A 17,588-nucleotide genomic window follows, 5' to 3' on the forward strand; every position below is an offset into this window, starting at 1 on the left:
GCCGACCACCGAGCGACCCGCGGAGGACCAGCTAATGCCCAGATACACCGACATCGAGAACACCGGGCTCCCGGTCGTTCCAGACCTCAGACCCGACGCCGACCGCGATGAGTGGCACGAAGAAGCCCGCAGCCACCGACTCCCACCCACCGATGACTGACGGCACCGACTACACGCGACGCGACCTCGACAACCCCGCGGGCCGCCAGTTCCGCGACCTGCTCGACGACCAGGAGTACGTGTTCGCACCCGGCCTCTACCACGCGCTGGACGCCCGCCTCGCCGAGAAGGCGGGGCTGGACGCCGCGTACATGAGCGGCTACTCGACGGTGCTCGGGCAGTTCGGCCTCCCGGACCTCGAGATGGTGTCGATGACGGAGATGGTCGAGAACGCCAAGCGCATCGTCGACGCCACCGACCTCCCCGTGGTCGCGGACGCCGACACCGGCTACGGCGGCGTCCACAACGTCCGCCGGGCCGTCCGCGAGTACGAGAAGGCGGGCGTCGCCGCCGTCCACATCGAGGACCAGACGACGCCCAAGCGCTGTGGCCACATCGCCGGCAAGCAGATCGTCTCCCGGGAGAAGGCCCGGGCGCGCTTCGAGGCCGCCGTGGACGCCAAGCAGAGCGATGACACGGTGATAATCGCGCGCACGGACGCCTACGGCTCCGCGAACGGCGACTGGGAGGAACACCTCGAACGCGGCCGCATCTACGCCGACGCTGGCGTCGACCTCGTCTGGCCCGAGATGCCCGACCCGAGCCGCGAGGACGCCGTGGAGTACGCCGAGACCATCCACGAGACTCACCCGGACCTCGACCTCGCGTTCAACTACTCGTCGTCGTTCGCGTGGAGCGAACAGGACGACCCGCTGACGTTCGAAGAGCTCGGCGACCTCGGGTACAAGTACATCTTCATCACGCTGTACGGCCTGCACTCGGGCGCACACGCGGTCTACGAGGACATGGCGAACATCCGGGAGAACGCCGAGGCGGCGCAGTTCGACCTCGAAGACCGCTACCTCGGCCACGAGACGGAGAGCCACCACGAGCTCTCCCAGGTGTCCCGCTACCAGGACATCGAGACCCAGTTCGACCCGGAGGCCCGCCGACGCATCGAGCAGTCGGAGGGGTACGCCGAGGACGAGAGCGACCCCATCACGGCCGACGACGCCGCGCCCGAAGCCAGCAACGATGACTGATTCGAACCCGACCGACCCGACCGCTCGCCACTACGACCGCGAGTTCGTCCGGACGTTCTTCACGTCCCCGACGGCCGTCTCGGGCGAGGACGATTCGGCGAAGCTGCTCCGCCGGGCCGCCCAGCTCCGGGGCATGCAGGCGCCGGACGTCTGGGTGCCGGACAACGAGGACGCCACCGCGCCGTCGATGCGCGAGGAGGGCGTCCAGAACGTCGTCGACGTCGTCGCCGAGTACGGCGCAGACTTCCGGGGCGAGATCCACCCGCGCATCGTCTGGCACCGCGACGACCCCGCGACCCGCTATCAGGGGTTCCAGCACGCCATGGACATCGCAGACCCCGACAACGGCGCGGTCGAGCACGTCGACGGCTTCGTGATTCCGGAGGTCGGCGACCTCGACGACTGGAAGAAGGCCGACGAGTGTCTCACCATCGTCGAGCACGAACACGGCCTCGAACCCCGCTCGCTCTCGATGTCCGTCATAATCGAGAGCGGGGAGGCCGAACTCGCGATGGGCGACCTCCGCGCGGAGCTGGGGAAGCCGTCGAACAACCTCGAACGAATGTTCCTGCTTGTCGACGGCGAGGTCGACTACACGAAGGACATGCGCGCGTCGACGCCCACGGGCGAACTCCCGCCGTGGCCCGAGTTGCGCCACAACACGTCGCGTGGCGCCAGCGCAGCCGGTCTCGTCGCCGTCGACGGCCCCTTCGACGACATCCGCGACGTAGAGGGCTACCGCGAGCGCATGCGGGAGAACCGCGCGAAGGGGATGACCGGCATCTGGTCGCTCACCCCCAGGCAGGTCGAGGTGGCCAACGCCGCGCCGCTCCCGCCGGAGTCCGGGTCGTGGCTGCTCGACGTCGACGGCGAGCCGGTCGAACTCGGCACCGAGGACGGCCAGCAGGTCTACCGCGGCGACGCAATCGGCCTCGAGGCGACCGACAACGGCCGCTACGTCCTCCGGGACGGCGACGACGAGCGCGAACTCGACGGCGACGAACTCCGCGAGGAACTGCTCGACCGCACGTCCTACGTCCCGAGCATGGACGACCTCGTGGACTCCATGGAGGAGTTCGAGGCCGCCAGGGACGCGGGGCAGGGCGCCATCGCGATGACCCAGTCCGCGACCATCGCCATCGACGACGTGGCGGTCGACGTCCAGCGGGACCGGATGTGGGACGAGGCCACCTACCAGGCGGCACAGACGCCCATCGCCGTCTTCCAGGACGTCTACGAGCACCGCCCCGACCAGCACAGGGAACTCGAGGAGCGGTACGGCGCGGACGTCGTCGAGCGCGCGACGAACGTCGGCAACTGACGCCGCTCGCGCAACTGCCTCGCTCACGGCTCCCTGCGGTCGCCGCTCACGCAGTCCGAGGCGCGTAGCGCCTCGTGACTCACGGGTCGTTCCACTCCCCGCTCGCCGTACTCCGAGGACTCGCTGCACTCGTCCCCGCAACCGCGGCCCTTTTTTCGGCCCCCCACCGAGTAGCGGTATGCTCGTCGAGGAGGGCGGCGTCACGGTGGAGGTCCCGCGTGAGTCCGGCGGCGGCGAGGGCGCCGCAGAGGGCGTGTTCTTCAACCCGACCCAGGAACTCAACCGCGACGTGACCGTCGCGGCGCTCGCTGCGTACCGGGAGCGAGAGCCACGCGCGGCCACCTACCTCGACGCGATGGCGGCGAGCGGCATCCGGGGCGTTCGGGCGGCCGCGAACGGCTGGGACGCCACGCTCGCGGACCTCGACCCCGACGCCGTGGAACTCGCGCGCTCGAATCTCGCGCGCAACGACCTGTCGGGTGAGGTGGTCGAGCGGAACGTCAACAGCCTGCTGCACGACGACGACCGGTTCTTCGACGTGGTGGACGTCGACCCGTTCGGGACGCCCATCCCGTTCGCGGACGCCGCGTTCGCCAACGCGCGGAACCTGGTCTGTATCACAGCGACGGACACCGCGCCGTTGTGTGGCGCCCACTTCGAGTCCGGCGTGCGGAAGTACGGCGCCGTTCCCCGGAACACGGAGTACCACGCCGAGATGGGGCTACGAGTGTTGCTCTCAGCGCTCGCTCGCACCGCGGCCCGCTACGACGTCGGCGTCACGCCCGTCCTGAGCCACGTCAGCGACCACTACGTGCGGACGTACCTCGACCTCTCCCACCGCGCGACGGACGCGAACAGCGCTATCGACGAACTCGGCTACGTCTACCACTGCCAGCAGTGTCTCCACCGCGAACACGAGCACGGCCTCATCGCGGACCCCCGCGACGAGTGCCCCCACTGCGGAGGGAACCAGGTGCTGCCCGCCGGCCCGCTCTGGCTCGGTCCCGCCCACGACGAGTCGTTCGTGGCGAGCGTCCGCGAGCAGGTCACCAACGAGATGGGGGCGGCGAAGCGTGCGCGGAAGCTCCTCGACACCATCGGGGGCGAACTCCACGAACCCACTCACTTCGACCAGCACCGCCTCTACGGGCAGTGGTCCGAACCGGCCGTCGGGATGGACGAGTTCCTCGACGAACTGACAGACGCCGGCCTCGCTGCGTCCCGCACGCACTTCGGCGGCACGACGTTCAAGACCGACGGGACGCTCGCCGACGTCGAGGCCGCCGTCCGCTGACCACCGGACGCGTCAGTTCGTGCGCATGACCCGATTTATGCGTCGGGCGGTCGAAGGTGCGGACGTGACAACTCTCGGGAACGCCATCGGACTCCTCAAGCAGATGGGGCGGACCGCGCGCGACGAGCAGGTGACGTTCCTCTCTGCCGCTGTCGCCTACTACGCGTTCGTCTCGATCGTTCCACTGTTGTTGCTCGGCGTCGCCGTCGGCACCGCCATCGGCGGCGAGGTGCTCGTCGACGCCGTCGTCGGGAGCGTCGACCAGTTCCTCACCGACACCGGACAGGACACGGTCCGGAACGCGCTGACGAACGCTCGCGGACAGGCCAGCGTGACGGCGGTCGGTCTGGTGTTGCTGCTGTGGTCGGGACTCAAACTGTTCCGTGGCCTCGACGTCGCGTTCTCCCGGGTCTATCGCGTCTACGAGGTGGAGTCGCTCCCGAAGCAGGTGTTCGACGCGGCGGTCGTGCTCGTCACCATCCCGCTGGCCGTCGCCGCGGCCGTCGGCGTCGGCTTCCTCGTCCCCTCGCTCGGCGTCGTCGCGTACGTCAACCTCGCCACCGTGGTGACGCTGGTCGTCTCGCTGACGCTCATCTTCCTGCCCGCGTACTACGTCTTTCCGAACGTCCCGATGACAGTTCGCCGGGCGCTCCCCGGGGCGGTGTTCGCGGCGTCCGGATGGACGGCGCTCTCCCAGTTGTTCCGCGTGTACACCGGCTTCGTCGGGGGGACGGAGGTGTACGGCTTGCTGGGAGCGGCGCTGTTGCTGGTGACCTGGCTCTACGTAGGCGCCATAATTATCACCCTCGGTGCAGTACTTAACGCTGTGTTGTCGGGACGAACTGACGACGACGACGAATACGCCCGCGTGCCCCCCGAGGAGGCGCCCGACATCGCCGAACTCGGAGCCGAAGTCGAGGCGCTGCGGTCGGAACTGGACGCCAAAACGGTGAGCAAGGAGGACCTCGAGAGCGACCTCAAGCGGTACGTCCGGAGCCGGGTGCGCCGCGGGAAAGCCCACGGCTGGGGCCCGTACCTCGTTCTGCTGTACGGCACCGCGATGACCATCGGGGCGTTCGTCTACCTCGCGGGTCTCTGGGCGATCCTCGCGATGGTCGTCGTCTGGCTCTCCACCCTCGGCCTCTACACGCTGATGGTGCTGGTTGGTCTCGGTGTGAACGCGGTCGGCCTGCCGGGACGCCTCGCCGACCGCGTCCGCTCACTGCGTTCATGAGTGGCCGCGGCGTCGGCGTCACGAGCGCGGTCACGGCGGCAGTCCCCGAGGTTCTCGTCCCCGTTCTCTCGGTGCTGACGTTCCTCGGAGGAACGTTCTTCCTGGTGTCGGTCGGCCCGGCTATCTACTGGTTCGGCCCGACCCGCGAGTGGCTGACGCGCCGCGACGGCGCGCGCCTGCTCGCGGTGACGCTCGGCGGACTCGCGCTCGTGGTCGCAACGAAGTCACTGTTCGCGATGCCACGGCCCCCCGAACACGTGATGCTCGTCGCCGAGGAGGGCAACGGGTTCCCGAGCGGGCACGCGACGGGTGCGGCCGTCTTCTACGGCGCACTCGCGGCACTCACCACTGTCTGGTCTCGGGCGCGGCGCTGGCTCCTCGCGGCCGGGTTCGTCCTGCTCGTCGGCTTCACGCGCATCGCGCTCGGCGTCCACTACCTCGTGGACGTGCTCGCGGGTTTCGCGCTCGGCGCGGCGTTCCTCGCCGTGGCGCTCGCACTCACCAGGCGACGCATCCACTACGGGTTCGCGCTCGCGGCCGTCATCGCGGGCGTCGGGTTCGTCATCGCCGGTCCGACAGACGACGCCGTCGGTGCGCTCGCCGCGACGGTGGGCGCGCTCACGGGGTGGGTCGTAATCGGACGCCGGGAAGCACTCGAGTCCCACGTGCACCCCGTGGCGGGTGCGGCGGCGCTCGGTGCGCTCGGCGGCACGGCTGCGGTCACGCTGCAGTTGAACGTCGCCGTCCTGGTCGTGGCCGCCACGCACGCAGTGGCGGGCGCGGCGTTCGTCGCGCTCCCGGCGATACAGGACCACTGGCGCGACGACGAACTGACGGTGTAGCGCGGAGAAAAATCGGGGGCGGGGCCGCTCAGAACGTCTCGAGGTAGCGGTCGAGTTCCCAGTCGGAGACGTCGACGCGGTAGTCGTCGTACTCCGCGGTCTTCGCCTCGACGAACTTCTCGGCGACGTGCTCGCCGAGCGCGTCGGTGACGACTTCGTCCTCCTCGAGGGCGTCGAGTGCCTCGCCGAGGTTCGACGGGAGCGTCTCGATGCCGTACTCCTGGCGCTTCTGCTCGTCGAACTCGTAGATGTTCTCGCGGACCGGTTCGTCGCAGTCCAGGCCGCGCTCGATGCCGTCGAGGCCGGCGTGGATGAGCGCTGCGAACGCGAGGTACGGGTTACACGACGGGTCGGGGAAGCGCGCCTCGATGCGGCTGGCGGCGGGCACGCGGGCCGCGGGCTTGCGGATGAGCGCCGAGCGGTTGCGGTCGGACCACGCCACGTAGACGGGCGCCTCGTAGCCGGGGACGAGGCGCTTGTATGAGTTCACGGTCGGGTTCGTGACGGCGGCCAGCGCCTCGGCGTGTTCGAGGATGCCGGCGGTGAACTGCTTGGCCTCCTCGGAGAGGTCGAACTCGTCGTCGGCGTCGTGGAACGCGTTGACGCCGTCGTCGGTGAACAGCGAGATGTGGGTGTGCATGCCGGAGCCGTTGATGCGCGGGATAGGCTTGGGCATGAACGTCGCGTGGAGGTCGTGCTGGGCCGCGATGGCGCGCACGACCGTGCGGAACGTCCCGACGTTGTCGGCCGTGGTGAGGGCGTCGTCGTACTCGAAGTTGATCTCGTGTTGCCCCTCGGCGACCTCGTGGTGGGAGGCCTCGATCTCGAAGCCCATGTCCTCGAGACCGTAGATGATGTCCCGGCGCACGTCGCTCGCGAGGTCCTTCGGCGCGAGGTCGAAGTAGCCGCCGGCGTCGTTGGTCTTCGTCGTCGCGCGACCGTCCTCGTCTTCCTCGAAGAGGAAGAACTCGGGTTCCGGCGCAGCGTTCACCGTGTACCCCATCTCGTCCGCGCGGTCGAGGGCCTGCTTCAGGACGTAGCGCGGGTCGCCCTCGAACGGTTCGCCCGTCGAGGTGTTGATGACGTCACAGATGAGGCGCGCGGCGCCGCCCGCCTCGCCCTCGCGGGTCCGCCACGGGAGCACCGAGAACGTCTCGGGGTCGGGCTTGAGACGCATGTCGGACTCCTGGATGCGCACGAAGCCGTCGATGGACGACCCGTCGAAGTAGATGCCTTCCTTGAACGCCTTCTCCGCCTGCGAGGCGGGTACTGAGACGTTCTTCACGGTGCCGAGGATGTCCGTGAACTGGAGGCGCAGGAAGTCGATGCCCTCCTCGTCGATCTCCTCGAGCACTGCCTGTTCGTGTTTTCCGAATCCGCCGTCCGGGTTTGCGTTCGTCATTTCTATGGACAGCGTGTACGACTACATCCACGGTAAAAACGTTACCGCTCAGGGTAAGTATAGGTTCCTCTCGGTTAGAACTGGACATTCGTAAACTTCTATACGGGGGAGCCGGTATCGGGGTGTATGACGTACGAGAATCTCGACGCGCGACTCGTGAACGAACTCCTGGGCGACGGCCGCGCAAGCCTCCGCAGTCTCGGCGAGGACCTGGGCGTGTCGGTCACCACCGTCTCCAACCACCTCCAGACCCTCGAGGACGGTGACGTTATCCAGGGGTACACGCCCGTCGTGAACTACGACGAACTCGGCTACGACGTCACCGCCATCCTGCAGTTGAAGGTCGAGGGCGGGGCGCTGCCGGACATCACGGGTCGCCTGCGCGGCCACAAGCAGATGGTCTCCGTCTACGAGGTGACCGGCGACTACGACGTCGTCGCCGTCGGCAAGTTCCAGGACACCGACGACATGAACGCGCTCATCAAGGAGCTGCTCGCCGACGCCGACATCAGGGAATCCAACACGAGCGTCGTCCTCAACGCCGCCGCCGAGAACGAGCAGTTCCAGCTCGACGTCGACGACGAGTAAGGAGGAACGCGCCAGTCAGGTACGTAGCGGCCGCGAGATTCCACGCCAATCGCGGGGGACGGCAGCCCGTCTTCGCCGGCGAAACCGCGAGTCAGTCGTCCGGGGGGTGCCGAACGACCGTCAGCCAGAACTCCTCGACTGACTGCACGAACTCGATGAACTCCTCTGCCTCCACCGGCTTCCGGATGTAGTGGTCGGCGTCGATGGCGTGGGACTTCGCGATGCGCTCGCCCACGTCGGAACTCGTCAGGACGACGACGGGGATGTCCGCGAGCGCCGGCTCGTCGTTCAGTTCGGCGAGCACCTCCGTCCCGGTCTTCCCGGGCAGCCGCGGTTCCAGCAGGATGAGGTCGGGTCGTGGCATCTCCGCGTACTCGTCGCGCTGCTGGACGAAGTCGAGGGCCGACTCTCCGTCCGTCACAGTGTGGAAACAGTTCAACAGTTTACCGTCGGTGAACGACTCCGCGAAGAGGCGGGCGTCCCCGGGGTTGGGTTCGACCAGCAGAATGTTGATCTGCTCGCTCGCCTGGTGGTCCGGGGCCATTACAGAGCCTAGAGAACCGGCCGACATAAAGTAGTGGTCGAGAGCAATCCTCGCACCGCCCACGGAGAACTGCGCTGTGGAGCCGACCCAGAGCTGTCGCTCCGGAGCGAAACGCCGAAAGAAAACGTGTGTCGGTGAGCGAGCGGTACGGGAACAGCGGTCGTCGGCTGGCGTGAGGTCGGTGCGTGCCGATCTTACATCATGCCGCCCATGCCGCCGCCCATGCCGCCCATGCCGCCGGCGCCGCCCTCGTCGTCACCCTTGTCGGTGGAGAGGTCGCCCGCGGAGATGATGTCGTCGATTTTGAGCACGAGGTTCGCGGCCTCGGAGGCGCTCGTGATGGCCTGCTCCTTGGCGTGAGCGGGCTCGACGACGCCGGCCTCGAAGGTGTCCTCGAGGTTGCCCGAGAGGACGTTCAGGCCGGTGCGCTCCTCGCCGGACTCGTGGGCCGAGCGGAGGTCGACGAGCGTGTCGATGGAGTCGAGGCCCGCGTTCTCTGCGAGGACGCGGGGGACGAGCTCCAGGGAGTCGGCGAACGCCTCGACGGCGAGCTGCTCGCGGCCGGAGACGGAGTCGGCGAAGTTGCGGAGGCGGTCCGCGAGTTCGACCTCGATGGCGCCGCCGCCGGGAAGCACGCGACCGTCGCTGAGCGTCTGTGCGGAGACGTCGAGGGCGTCGGTGACGCCGCGCTCGAGTTCGTCGACGACGTACTCGGTGGAGCCACGGAGGAGGATGGTGACGCCGTGGGCCTGGTCGTCAGTACCCTCGACGTAGAACAGTTCGTCCTCGGCGTCGCGCGTGACGGAGCCGCTGGCGACGTCGGCCTCGCTGACCGCGTCGAGGTCCGTGACGACGGACGCGTTGAGCACGTTCGTCAGGAACTCGATGTCGGACTTCTTCGTGCGGCGGACGGCGAGGATGCCCTCCTTCGCGAGGTAGTGCTGGGCCATGTCGTCGATGCCCTTCTGGCAGAACACGACGTTGGCGCCGGTGTCGACGATCTGCTGGACCTTCTCCTTGAGCTGCTTCTCCTCCTGGTCGAGGAAGGACTGGAGCTGGTCGGGGCTCTCGATGTTGACGTTCGTGTCGGCCTCGGCCTCCTCGACCTCGACGGCCTCGTTGAGGAGGAGGATGCGGGCGTCCTTGACGGTGCTGGGCATCTCGTCGTGGACCGGGTCCTTGCTGATGGCCGCGCCGCGAAGGAGTTCGGACTCGCTGGAGCTGCGGCCGGTCTGGGTCTCGATGTTGATGTTGGCCGCGTCGACGACGACTTCGCCGTCCTCGGTGTCGACGGAGACCTGCTTGATCGCCTCGTAGATGATGCCGGAGAGGAGCTCCTTGTCGAGTTCGGCGCCCTTGCCGGTCATGGAGGTCTCGGCGACGCTACGGATGAGGTCCTCGTCGTCCGGGTCGACGTTGATGGCGACGTTGTCGACTTCCTCGCGGGCCTGCTCGGCGGCGAGGTTGTAGCCCTTGATGATTGCCGTCGGGTGAATGTCGTTCTCGAGGAGGTCCTCGGCGTTCTTGAGGAGCTCGCCCGCGATGGCGACAGCCGTGGTCGTCCCGTCGCCGGCCTCGTCCTCCTGGGTCTCGGCGACTTCGACGATCATCTCGGCCGTCGGGTTGTCGATGTCCATCTCCTGGAGGATGGTGACGCCGTCGTTCGTGACGGTGACGTCGCCCATCGAGGAGACGAGCATCTTGTCCATGCCTTTCGGGCCGAGTGTGGATCGTACCGCGTCGGCGACGGCGCGCGCCGCGGAGATGTTGTGTTCCTGCGCGTCCTTGTCCTTCACGCGCTGTGCGTCGTCGCCCATGATGATCATCGGCTGACCCTGCATACGGTTTCGTTGTGCCATAGGTACTGGATAGATTGAATGTGCTTCTATATAAAACTTGGCCACACCCGACTGAGGCCGACCGTCGGCGCAACTGCCGGGAGAGCCTGAAACGGCCGCAATCTCACTGTGACAGCGAAATAGTGTGTCAGCTGTTCACACGAGACAACCGGCAGAAGCAGGTCTTTAAGTAGCTCTCCGGGTCGGCCCGGTTACGCTTCCTCCTCGGCCGCGTAGCCGAGGGCCTCGACGTCGGAGAGGTTGCCGACGGGCTTCGTGGTGTCGCGGTCGCCGTCGTACTCGTCGACCAGCGGTTCGAGCCAGCCGTTCGCCCACTGCGTCTCGATGCGGAACACGCGGTCGTTCTCCGTCTGCACCACCACCCAGAGTTCGCTGTCGTCCACGCGCTTGCGGTGTGAGTACCCCTCGAACTGCTCGCCCGCCACTTCGAAGCGGAGGCGCTCCAGCATTCCCAGGTCAGCGAGCGTATCCGCCGGGTTCTCGCTACACGTAGCCATACCACCTCACGGCGCCTCCGCCACCTTGACTATACGTCGGCTACCGTCTGTTACGACGGTGCTAAACTCGTCTCAAGGCGAGCCTACTCGACGGCTCGGCGACAGTTGACGCTACCTGTAGCCCCACTCGGATGTGGCGGGCCGCGCTACGATTCCCGTGGCGGAGTCACGCCCCGCGGCGCTCGCAGAGAACTCACGCTCGCAGCGCGATGAAACGCGCTGCTTGGTGGTGAGTCCACAGAGAAACGCCGGGACTGGGATTTGAACCCAGAACCCCGTAAGGGGACACGCTTTCCAGGCGTGCGCTTTGCCATTCGGCCATCCCGGCCCACTCTACCGTATCTCGGTCCGGCGTTTAAACCCTTCTCTTCGGCGTCAGTACACCGCGTCGTGGAGGGCGTAGGAGGTGACGGACGCGGCGGCGAAGACCGCCAGGGCGACGCCGAGCGTCGGGAGGAAGCCGATGCCGCGCTCCGCGACGAGGAGGTACGCTTGCGCGAGCACGAGGAAGGCGAGCGCGCCGACGAGGCCCCAGAGGAGGCTCCCTCTCGTGCGCGCGTCCATGCCTAGTTCTGCGTGGCGATGGCTTCGATCTCGACGCCGGCCCCCTTCGGGAGGTTGGCGACCTCGACCGCGGAGCGGGCGGGCGGGTTGTCCTGGAAGTACTCCTTGTAGGCGTCGTTCATCTCGTCGAAGTCCTGCATGTCGTCCATGAAGACGGAGACCTTCAGCACGTCCTGCATCGTGAGCCCCTCGTCCTCGAGGATGGCCTTCACGTTCTCGAGGCTCTGGCGGGTCTGAACCGCGATGGCCTCGTCGTCGAGGAGGTCGCCCTCCGGGGTCATGGGAATCTGGCCCGCGGTGAACACGAGGTCGCCGTCGGTCGTCGCCTGGCTGTACGCGCCAACCGCGGCCGGCGCGTCGGGGGTGTCGATGATGCGCTTCATACTCTGTCGCTCTCGTGCAGACCCCTTAAACCCACGTAGTCCGGCGCTCTCTCACCCGACAGCGCGCAGTCAGTTCTGCGGGCGCGGACCGTTCAGCACTGTCACCTCGAACCCCTCCTCGCGGATGCGGTCGAGCAGGCCGTCGACGTGTTCGGGGCCGCGCGTCTCGAGGTCGAGTTCGACCTCGGTGGCGTTCATCGCGATGTCGCGGTTCGTACGGTCGTGCTGGATGGCGTAGATGTTCACGCGCTCGTCGGCGACGACGTCCAGCAGGTCGTTGAGCGACCCGGGACGGTCTTTCAGGACGGTCCGCACCTTCACGTAGCGGCCCTGGTCGACGAGGCCGCGCATGATGACCGTGGTGAGGAGGTTGAGGTCGATGTTCCCGCCGCAGAGCGCGGGCACGATCGTCTCGCCCTCCTCGTAGTCGAACGTGTCCTCGAGGACCGCCGCCAGCGGTGTCGCACCGGCGCCCTCGACGAGCGTCTTCCCGCGCTCGAGCAACAGGACGAGCGCGGTCGCTATCTCGTCGTCGGAGACCGTGACGACCTCGTCGACGCGCTTGCGGATGACGGGGAACGTCCGCTCACCGACCCGTCGGACGGCGATACCGTCCGCGATGGTGTCGACGGAGTCGACGCTCTGGGGTCCCCCTTTGTCGAGGGAACGAGCGACGGTGGAGGCGCCCTCGGCCTGCACGCCAACCACGCGAACGTCGGGGTCGTGAGCCTTCACCGCGGTGGCGATGCCCGAGATGAGGCCGCCGCCGCCGATGGGGACGACGACGGTGTCGAGGTCCGGGAGGTCGTCGACGATCTCGAGGCCGAGCGTCCCCTGCCCGGCCATGATGTACTCGTCGTCGAAGGCGTGGACGTACGTGCGGCCCTCCTGCTCCTCGAGTTCGTGGGCGTGGGCCTGTGCTTCGTCGTAGTCGACGCCGTGGAGCACGACCTCTGCCCCGTAGCTCTTGGTCGCCTTGATCTTCGATATGGGGGCCGCCTCGGGCATCACGACCTTCGAGTCGACTCCCGACCGACTGGCAGCGAGTGCGACGCCCTGGGCGTGGTTTCCGGCGGAGGCGGTGACGACGCCGGCGGCCTGCTCCGCGTCGCTGAGCGTGCGGATGCGGTTGGTGGCGCCCCGTATCTTGAACGAGCCCGTGCGCTGGAAACACTCCAGTTTCAGGTGGACATCCGCGCCCGTCAGGTCGGAGAACGTGTGGGAGTAGTCCAGGGGGGTGTGCCGGGCGACGTCCGCGACGCGGTCGCGGGCCGCCAGCACGTCGTCGAGTTCGATCATGTCTGCGGCTACGCGGCAGTCGCTGTTAACGGTTGGTGATGTCGCCCCCAAGGAATGGGGAAAACCAGCGTGTGACGACTGGACCGAAAGCCGGGACGGTAATAAAACCGAGCAAAGCGGAGTGAAAGTGAAACTGGGCTGCCGAAAGACCGACACGCACTTTCCGACCGACTGCGACGGACCACCGTGTACTCGCGACTGCGGACGGTGTGGCGCCGCGTCTTCGCACTCGCGTGGCCGGTGATGGCCGAGCAGACGCTGCGCACGCTGATGCGGACGGTGGACGTCGTCGTCACCGCCGCAATCTCCCCGGCAGCCGTCGTCGCCGTCGGTCTCGCCGACCTCTACGCCCGGTTCCCGCTGCGCGTCGGCCTCGGACTCGGCGGGGGCGCCATCAGCCTCTCTAGCCAGGACACCGGCCGCGGCGCCACCGTCACCCGCGACGAGGCCATCACACAGGCCATTCTCCTCGGCGCGCTCGCCGGCCTCCCGTTCGCCGCGTTCGGCCTCCTGTTCGGTCCGGCGGCCATCCGCCTCCTGGGCGCGGACCCGACCGTCGTCGACCTGGGTGGCACCTACCTCGCCGTCGTCCTCCTCACCGCGCCCGCCCGCCACATCGCCCTCATCGCGGCGCGGTCGCTGCAGGGGACCGGTGACACCCGCACACCGATGTACGTCAACGCCGTCGCGAACGTCGGCAACATCGTCGGCAGTTTCGGCCTCGGGCTCGGTTACTTCGGGCTCCCGGAACTAGGCGTGCTCGGCGTCGGCGCCGCCACTGCCTCGGCGAACGTCTTCACCGCCGTCGTGCTCCTGGCGGCCATCGCCTCCCGCCACACCGCCGCCGGCTTCTCGCGCCCGCAGTCGACGGTCATCACGCGCCAGCTGCTCGTCGTCAGCGCGCCGAAGGCCGCCGAGGGGCTGAGCTCTGCGCTCGCGGAGTTCCCGTTCAACGCGCTATTGCTCGGGTTCGGCACGAACGTCAACGCCGCCTTCCAGATCGGGCGACGGGTCTACCAGCAGGTGACGGGTCCGCTCTCCCGGGGCTACAGCGTCGCCGCGAACGTCGTCGTCGGCCAGTCGCTCGGCGAGGGCGACCCCGACCGGGCGCGCTACGACGGCTGGGCGGTCGCCGCGCTCGGCCTCCTCACCGTCGGCACCGTCGGACTCCTCCTCGCGTACTTCGCCCGGCCGCTAGTGATGCTCCTCGACGACACCCCGGAGGTCGTCCGCTACGGCGTCTGGTTCGCCCGCGCCTACGGCCTCAGCGCCCCGTTCCTCGTCGTGTTCGTCGCGCTCTCTGGTGCGCTCCAGGGCGCCAGCGAGACGCGCGTCCCGCTGGTCGCTCGCGCCACCGGCATGTTCGGCTTCCTGCTCGGCTTCTCCTACCTCGCCGGCGTCGTCCTCGGCTGGGGCGTCACCGGCGCGTACTGGGGCGTCGCGCTTGCGAACGTCTGGATGGCCGTCGTCGTCACCGCCGGCTTCCACCGGGGCGACTGGGCGAGCAGGGCGGCAGCGATGATGGCGGAGCGGGTAGACAGTTGAATTTCCAGTAATCTCTGGATTCGGTTTTGTACCTTCACAGTCCACCATGTAGCAGTACCAGCCGATTCTTCCCGCCTAACCGAAACGCATAATTGAGAGTTTGCTCAATTGTTCTGCAATGGCACAAGCCACGGACCGACTACGCCGCTACCTCGACGACGAACTCGAGGAGTGCCGGAGCGAGGACGTCGAGCAGCGCCTCGACGAACTCGGCACCCTCGAGGCCGCTCTCGGCTCGGGCCGGGTCGAGGCGGAACTCGACGTGCTGTCGGCGCTCGCCAACGAGACCCGCTACACGCTCGTCCGCGTGCTCGTCGCCGCGGGCGAGGAGCTCTGCGTCTGCGAACTCAACGCGGTCGTCGACGTGACCGAGAGCGGCCTGAGTCACGCGCTCTCGGCGCTCGTCGACGCGGGGCTCGTCGAAGGCCGGAAGGACGGGCGCTGGAAGAAGTACCGGGCGACCAACCGCGCCGTCGCGCTCGTGACCGTACTCGAGGGGAGCGTCGGTGAGTGAGGTCGCCCACGACCACGGGCCCGACTGCGGCTGTGCCGACTGCGGCGAGCCGCGCTCGATGGACTTCCTCGACCGCTACCTCACCGTCTGGATCTTCGCCGCGATGGCCCTCGGCGTCGGCCTGGGCTACGTCGCGCCGTCGGTGACCGGGCCGATACAGGACCTCCACCTCGTGGAGATCGGACTCGTCGTGATGATGTACCCGCCGCTGGCCAAGGCGGACTACGGCCAGCTCCGGGCCGTCTTCAGCAACTGGCGCGTGCTCGGGCTGAGCCTCGTGCAGAACTGGCTCATCGGGCCGACGCTGATGTTCGGGCTCGCCGTCTTCTTCTTCAGCGGCCTCGTCCCCGGCCTCCCCGCGCGCCCGGAGTACTTCCTCGGCCTCGTGTTCATCGGGATGGCGCGCTGCATCGCGATGGTGCTCGTCTGGAACGAACTCGCGGAGGGCTCGACGGAGTACGTTACCGGGCTCGTCGCGTTCAACAGCCTCTTCCAGATTCTCACCTACGGCGTCTACGTCTGGTTCTTCGGGCTCGTCCTCCCGCCGCTGCTCGGGATGGACGCGCTCGTCGCCGGCATCACCACCTTCGACGTCACGCCCGCGCAGGTGTTCGGGGCCATCGTCGTCTTCCTCGGCATCCCGTTCCTTGGCGGCTTCCTCACGCGCTACGTCGGCACCCGGGCGAAGAGCGAACAGTGGTACGACGAGGAGTTCGTCCCCCGCATCGACCCGCTGACGCTGGTCGCGCTGCTGTTCACCGTCGTCGTGATGTTCGCCACGCAGGGCGAGACCATCGTCGCCACGCCCGGCGACGTCCTGCTCATCGCCGTCCCGCTCACCATCTACTTCGTCGTGATGTTCCTCGTCAGCTTCGGGATGGGGCGGGGCATCGGTGCGGACTACTCCACGACCACCGCCATCGGCTTCACGGCCGCCTCGAACAACTTCGAACTCGCCATCGCCGTCGGCGTCGCCGTCTTCGGCGTCGGCTCCGGCGTCGCGTTCGCGACGGTCGTCGGCCCGCTCATCGAGGTCCCGGTGCTGCTCGCGCTCGTCAACGTCGCGCTGTACTTCCAGGACCGCTACGACTGGAGCGCGCGCGGCGCCGCCGCCGACGGCACAGCCACTACCGACTGACTAAAATGTCCACTGAAGCACCCACCGACGACCGGACCCGCATCGCCTTCGTCTGCGTGCAGAACTCCGTCGCACCTGCGGCGCGACGTGCTCAGCACGGTGGGCGAGGGGTGACCGCGTGACCACCACCGTCGCCTTCGTCTGCGTGCAGAACGCGGGCCGTTCCCAGATGTCGGCCGCGTTCGCCGAACGGGAGCGCGAACGCCGCGACCTCGACGTCGAAATCATCACCGGCGGCACAGAGCCCGCCGACCACGTCCACGACGAAGTGGTCGCGACGATGGCCGACGCCGGCTTCGACCTCTCCGACCGGACGCCCCGCGAGATACCGCTCGACGAACTCCGCGCCTGTGACTACGTCGCGACGATGGGCTGTTCGACGCTCGACGTCGACGAGGTACGGGACGACGTCGACGTCCGGGACTGGGCGCTCACTGACCCCGACGGGAAGGACCCCGCCGCGGTCCGAGTGATTCGCGACGAGATAGCGGAGCGAGTCCGCGTGCTGTTCGACGAGGTGGCACGGGCGACGGAGACGCGTAGCCACGGCGAGCGGTCGGAGTAACGCGTTCAGTCGCTGCCAGAGATAGTCTGGTCACCGGACTGCTGCGCTGATTGTTCCTCGAGGTCAACCTGACCACTGCCGTCGACGGTGATGGCGTACCCCCGGTACGTCAGCGTCAGTGAGTCGACCTCACCGCTCGCTGGACCCGACTGCGAGGCGAAGAGCGCGTCGACGGCGTCCGTGTCCACGACGTCTGCGAGCGGCGGCGCGAGTTCGACTGGGTCGACGTCCTCACGGGCAGCGACCGCCCTCACCACCGCCATGCTCGTCGATTCGGCGCGCTCGTCGGTGGAGTAGTCGTCCGCCACGCTGACCCCACCGTCCACGATGTGCTTCTGGCGTTCCAGGTAGTCGAGGCGCTGCTCCGCACGGTACTTCTCGACGAGCGTGTGGACGTGCCGGGCGAGGACGGCGTACTGTCCAGTTCCGACTTTCTTCTGGTGGTACGCGTCCACCCCCGCGTTGACCGCTTTCGCCGCGATCTCCTCGGATCCCTTCCCCGTGAACAGGATGAACGGGAGGGCGACGGACTCCTCCCGGACCAGTTCGAGAAACTCCAGGCCGTCCGTGTCCCCCATCTCGTAGTCGCTCACCACACAGTCGACAGCCCGTTCCTGAATCCGCTCGAGGGCGTCGCCCGCCGAGGGTTCCGAGAGCACAGAGAGCGAGGAGTTACTGCGTTCCAGATACGTTCTCGCGAGTTCGCGAAACTGCGGGTCGTCGTCGACGTGCAGGACGGTGGTCGTGTTCTCTGTCATGTAATGCTGCCGCGCTTACCAGGCACAACCTAACCAGTT

Annotated in this window: 18 protein-coding genes and 1 tRNA gene; 10 read left to right on the plus strand and 9 right to left on the minus strand. The window is 67.7% G+C overall.

The features are described 5' to 3' along the window. The first annotated feature begins 152 nt into the window (after positions 1-152). The 5 genes from HALDL1_15305 (at position 153) to HALDL1_15325 (ending at position 5,893) form a co-directional block, all read left to right on the plus strand. Complete coding sequence (locus HALDL1_15305; protein ID AHG04806.1) at positions 153-1,202, plus strand: isocitrate lyase; 1,050 nt, start codon at positions 153-155, stop codon at positions 1,200-1,202. Further along, a complete protein-coding gene (locus HALDL1_15310; protein ID AHG04807.1) occupies positions 1,195-2,523 on the plus strand; it encodes a malate synthase in 1,329 nt (442 codons plus the stop codon). Before HALDL1_15305 ends, HALDL1_15310 begins: the two co-directional genes overlap by 8 nt. Positions 2,524-2,701: 178 nt before the next feature. After that, complete coding sequence (locus HALDL1_15315; GenBank protein ID AHG04808.1) at positions 2,702-3,817, plus strand: N2,N2-dimethylguanosine tRNA methyltransferase; 1,116 nt, start codon at positions 2,702-2,704, stop codon at positions 3,815-3,817. 37 nt (positions 3,818-3,854) lie between these two features. After that, positions 3,855-5,051 (plus strand): ribonuclease BN, encoded by a 1,197-nt coding sequence (locus HALDL1_15320; GenBank protein ID AHG04809.1) that lies wholly within the window; start codon positions 3,855-3,857, stop codon positions 5,049-5,051. Next, positions 5,048-5,893, plus strand: coding sequence for a PAP2 family phosphoesterase (locus HALDL1_15325; protein ID AHG04810.1), 846 nt, complete (start codon positions 5,048-5,050; stop codon positions 5,891-5,893). Before HALDL1_15320 ends, HALDL1_15325 begins: the two co-directional genes overlap by 4 nt. 28 nt (positions 5,894-5,921) lie before the next feature. On the opposite strand, the gene HALDL1_15330 is transcribed toward HALDL1_15325, so the two are convergent. Then, entirely contained in the window at positions 5,922-7,295 is a 1,374-nt protein-coding gene (locus tag HALDL1_15330; protein ID AHG04811.1) for a glutamine synthetase, read from the minus strand. A 126-nt stretch (positions 7,296-7,421) separates the two neighbouring features. Between HALDL1_15330 and HALDL1_15335 the strand changes: the two genes are divergently transcribed. Next, entirely contained in the window at positions 7,422-7,883 is a 462-nt protein-coding gene (locus HALDL1_15335; protein AHG04812.1) for an AsnC family transcriptional regulator, read from the plus strand. Positions 7,884-7,974: 91 nt separating this feature from the next. Here HALDL1_15335 and HALDL1_15340 read toward each other — a convergent pair whose 3' ends face one another. The 7 genes from HALDL1_15340 to HALDL1_15370 all read right to left on the minus strand — a co-directional run bounded on the left by HALDL1_15340 (position 7,975) and on the right by HALDL1_15370 (position 13,029). Beyond that, positions 7,975-8,427 (minus strand): response regulator, encoded by a 453-nt coding sequence (locus HALDL1_15340; GenBank protein ID AHG04813.1) that lies wholly within the window; start codon positions 8,425-8,427, stop codon positions 7,975-7,977. A 194-nt stretch (positions 8,428-8,621) separates the two neighbouring features. After that, positions 8,622-10,286: a thermosome subunit gene (locus tag HALDL1_15345; protein AHG04814.1), complete on the minus strand. Its 1,665-nt coding sequence runs from the start codon at positions 10,284-10,286 to the stop codon at positions 8,622-8,624. Between the two features lie 191 nt (positions 10,287-10,477). Beyond that, the gene (locus tag HALDL1_15350; protein ID AHG05402.1) at positions 10,478-10,783 is read right to left on the minus strand and encodes a hypothetical protein; all 306 of its coding nucleotides are present in this window, start codon (positions 10,781-10,783) and stop codon (positions 10,478-10,480) included. 246 nt (positions 10,784-11,029) lie between these two features. Then, positions 11,030-11,111, minus strand: a tRNA-Ser gene (locus tag HALDL1_15355). A gap of 47 nt (positions 11,112-11,158) precedes the next feature. After that, the gene (locus tag HALDL1_15360) at positions 11,159-11,347 is read right to left on the minus strand and encodes a hypothetical protein (protein AHG04815.1); all 189 of its coding nucleotides are present in this window, start codon (positions 11,345-11,347) and stop codon (positions 11,159-11,161) included. A gap of 2 nt (positions 11,348-11,349) precedes the next feature. After that, positions 11,350-11,730, minus strand: a complete 381-nt coding sequence (locus tag HALDL1_15365) for an endoribonuclease L-PSP (GenBank protein ID AHG04816.1) — start codon at positions 11,728-11,730, stop codon at positions 11,350-11,352. Between the two features lie 69 nt (positions 11,731-11,799). Further along, positions 11,800-13,029, minus strand: a complete 1,230-nt coding sequence (locus HALDL1_15370) for a threonine dehydratase (protein ID AHG04817.1) — start codon at positions 13,027-13,029, stop codon at positions 11,800-11,802. 243 nt (positions 13,030-13,272) lie between these two features. Here HALDL1_15370 and HALDL1_15375 point away from each other — a divergent pair, with 243 nt between their 5' ends. From HALDL1_15375 to HALDL1_15390, 4 genes are all read left to right on the plus strand, one after another. After that, positions 13,273-14,574 (plus strand): multidrug transporter MATE, encoded by a 1,302-nt coding sequence (locus tag HALDL1_15375; protein ID AHG04818.1) that lies wholly within the window; start codon positions 13,273-13,275, stop codon positions 14,572-14,574. 118 nt (positions 14,575-14,692) lie between these two features. Then, positions 14,693-15,088, plus strand: a complete 396-nt coding sequence (locus tag HALDL1_15380) for an ArsR family transcriptional regulator (protein AHG04819.1) — start codon at positions 14,693-14,695, stop codon at positions 15,086-15,088. After that, positions 15,081-16,226 (plus strand): arsenic resistance protein, encoded by a 1,146-nt coding sequence (locus tag HALDL1_15385; protein ID AHG04820.1) that lies wholly within the window; start codon positions 15,081-15,083, stop codon positions 16,224-16,226. The genes HALDL1_15380 and HALDL1_15385 overlap by 8 nt, the downstream gene beginning before the upstream one ends. 118 nt (positions 16,227-16,344) lie before the next feature. After that, a complete protein-coding gene (locus tag HALDL1_15390; protein AHG04821.1) occupies positions 16,345-16,791 on the plus strand; it encodes an ArsC family transcriptional regulator in 447 nt (148 codons plus the stop codon). A gap of 5 nt (positions 16,792-16,796) precedes the next feature. On the opposite strand, the gene HALDL1_15395 is transcribed toward HALDL1_15390, so the two are convergent. Next, positions 16,797-17,549 carry a chemotaxis protein CheY gene (locus HALDL1_15395; protein AHG04822.1) on the minus strand — a complete coding sequence of 251 codons (753 nt, stop codon included), beginning with the start codon at positions 17,547-17,549 and terminating at the stop codon, positions 16,797-16,799. Positions 17,550-17,588 lie beyond the last annotated feature (39 nt).

The sequence above is a fragment of the Halobacterium sp. DL1 genome, from assembly GCA_000230955.3.
In the GTDB taxonomy this organism is placed as follows: Archaea; Halobacteriota; Halobacteria; order Halobacteriales; family Halobacteriaceae; genus Halobacterium.